Source organism: Calothrix sp. CBUCES-K 9914 (genome assembly GCF_059640475.1).
The window spans coordinates 1-2,419 of the sequence record NZ_JBXXZH010000505.1 but is presented as its reverse complement, the minus strand read 5'-3'; the positions used below and the strand labels follow the sequence as shown (position 1 = coordinate 2,419).

At 39.6% G+C, this 2,419-nt stretch carries 4 protein-coding genes and 1 pseudogene; 2 read left to right on the top strand and 3 right to left on the bottom strand.

Going from position 1 to position 2,419, the window contains the following annotated elements; translation table 11 throughout:
• A pseudogene (locus tag AC2JBO_RS44540) lies at positions 1-428 on the top strand (aspartate aminotransferase family protein); the annotation flags it as partial.
• Here the strand turns inward: AC2JBO_RS44540 and AC2JBO_RS44535 are convergent.
• The 3 genes from AC2JBO_RS44535 to AC2JBO_RS44525 form a co-directional block, all read right to left on the bottom strand.
• Complete coding sequence (locus tag AC2JBO_RS44535) at positions 391-525, bottom strand: hypothetical protein (protein ID WP_496960016.1); 135 nt, start codon at positions 523-525, stop codon at positions 391-393. The pseudogene AC2JBO_RS44540 and the gene AC2JBO_RS44535 sit on opposite strands and share 38 nt — an antisense overlap.
• Positions 510-812: a CU044_2847 family protein gene (locus tag AC2JBO_RS44530; protein WP_496960015.1), complete on the bottom strand. Its 303-nt coding sequence runs from the start codon at positions 810-812 to the stop codon at positions 510-512. Before AC2JBO_RS44530 ends, AC2JBO_RS44535 begins: the two co-directional genes overlap by 16 nt.
• Positions 813-1,146: 334 nt before the next feature.
• Positions 1,147-2,040 (bottom strand): SWIM zinc finger family protein, encoded by an 894-nt coding sequence (locus AC2JBO_RS44525; protein ID WP_496960014.1) that lies wholly within the window; start codon positions 2,038-2,040, stop codon positions 1,147-1,149.
• Between the two features lie 120 nt (positions 2,041-2,160).
• Here AC2JBO_RS44525 and AC2JBO_RS44520 point away from each other — a divergent pair.
• Positions 2,161-2,419: alpha/beta fold hydrolase (locus AC2JBO_RS44520; RefSeq protein ID WP_496960013.1), on the top strand; the 259-nt coding region annotated here is incomplete at its 3' end.

The following is a 2,419-nucleotide window of genomic DNA, read 5'->3' as shown; positions in this document are numbered from 1 at the left end:
CAATGGTGGCGCCAGCAGGGCCAATGTATCAAGCGGGTACTCTATCAGGCAACCCTCTGGCAATGACAGCGGGGATCAAAACATTGGAGTTGTTACAAAAGCCAGGTACTTACGAATACCTCGATAAAATTACCAAAAAATTAGCTGATGCCTTGTTACAAGTCGCCAAAGAAACAGGTCATGAAGCTTGTGGCGGTCAAATTAGCGGTATGTTTGGTTTATTCTTCACATCAGGTCCAGTACACAGCTACGAAGATGCGAAAAAGTCCGACACTGCAAAATTCGGACGTTTCCATCGCGGAATGTTAGAACACGGTGTTTACTTGGCACCTTCACAATTTGAAGCTGGTTTTACTTCAATATCTCACACCGATGAAGATATTGAACGGACTATCGCTGCCGCGCGAGAAGTAATGTCAAGTTTGTAAGTGCTGAGTGCTGAGTGCTGAGTGCTGAGTGCTGAGTGCTGAGTGCTGAGTGCTGAGTGCTGAGTATGCTTTTTGGGGAAGTTAATGACTTTCCCAATACAAAGTAATTTCTAAATTAGCTGTGTTAGCACCCTTAGCTAGTACAGCTGTTAACCTGCCTGAGTCTACACCAATATCTACACCAAACTTAACACTCGCTTTGTCAGGCTTGACTTTTTGGACTGTTTCGGAAATCTCCTTAGCTAGAGACTCGATAGTGCTGCTAACTTCACTAAATGGTCGAGTTTGCAACCCAATTTTGCGGTCACCGATCGAAGTTGCTTCAACTCGAACTATTGTACCATCTGTAAGCTCAACAGAAATTATTTTGCTTTGAAGTTCCATCTTCGTTTCACATACTTACTATGCTCTTATAGCATTTAAACATATGTCAAAAATATAACTTCGATAACAATACCAATACTGTAGAGTGTGTAACGCTATTAAAATCTTTCAACGAAGCGAATAATCTTGTAGCGTTACGCACCATCACTTATTTGAATTTTACTTTTTCATACCTTTATTATAGCTCTAGTAGGTGCGTGACGCTACAAGTCTTATAACTACGTTGAAGTATTTTTGTAGCGTCACGCACCCTACGGTTTTTATGTGCCACTTGCTCCCGTCCTAATTATAAATAATGTATTAAAGCAAACATTAAGTTTTTGTTAGCAAAAATTTAATTTTTCCCTTCACCAACATTCATTGCAGCAATTACTGCTTTTTGACTGACATCTTTATAAACACTGTCTAAATACCTCATAACAATATCAGCGGTTGATATTGGCGTACTTTCTTCATCTTTGGCTAAAGGAATTGAGCCTAATACTTCCAAAATTGTTTCACCTGTGGATGGTACGATTACAACTAAGGAAGATTCTAAAGGTTGATTATATTGCCAATAAGTATCAAGATTAATTGGATATTGTTTTTTTGATAATGCCTCAGTAGTATTAATTACTTCTAGTTGATTAACATTATCGTTATCTTCGATTTCTTGATTAACCTGTTCAGTATTAGTACTTAGATTACCAGTTTGATGCGCGCGCAAATTACGTAAATTGCGAATTAATTCTGCCTTCGTGCGTCCGCGTAATTGGAATAATACAAATGGGTCTTCGCTAAATCTATCACCCAATTGATAGTAAACAGCGGCAACATGCTTACAAGGGTTTGCCTTATCAGGACATGAGCATTTACTTCTAACGTCGGAAAGTCTAAATGGGAACAGTGACAACCCATTAGCTGTAAATACCTGTTCAATATTTTGCGGCATTTCTCCAGCTAACAGTTTAGCGGCAAAAATTGCCTTTTGCGACATCGTTTCAACTACATAGCCCCATTCTTCATCGCTAAAAGGGTCAAGGGAAAGCGAAACACTGTATGGTTCAACTTCGCTACCCTGTACTTTCGCTAAAACTTTGGCGCCTTTAAACTCGATACTTAAAACATTACCTTGCCGTGAGTAATTGCGTGCGCGTTCTAAACGCTTCTTAAAACGATAAGAGTCAAGTAATTCTAGCCACCGTTGTGACCACCATTCGCGACTTGCTTGTAAAGTATAATCAGACATAAGGAGTTAGGAGTTAGGAGTTAGGAGTTAGGAGTTAGGCAATGCCCATCTCACGAGGCACAGAGTAATCTAGACTCATTTTAATAATTTTCCTATTTTTTATCTTGAGAGGATGTTCAAATGCCAGAAACACAAGTTGGAGATATTAGCATTTATTACGAGGTGAAAGGCAGTGGATATCCACTACTCATGATCATGGGTTTAAGCTTTAGTCTTTTGGACTGGGGGGATGTGTTCCTTGATGAACTGGCGAAATATTACCAAGTCATTGTGTTTGATAACCGCGATTCTGGACGTACAAAAAGTCAGTCAACAGACAACTACACGACTGCTGATATGGCAAATGATGCAGCAGGATTGCTTAATGCTCTAGGAATAG

Coding starts and splice junctions, on each gene's coding strand:
- AC2JBO_RS44530 (WP_496960015.1), bottom strand. CDS start 812: ATGGAACTTCAAAGCAAAATAATTTCTGTTGAGCTTACAGATGGTACA.
- AC2JBO_RS44525 (WP_496960014.1), bottom strand. CDS start 2,040: ATGTCTGATTATACTTTACAAGCAAGTCGCGAATGGTGGTCACAACGG.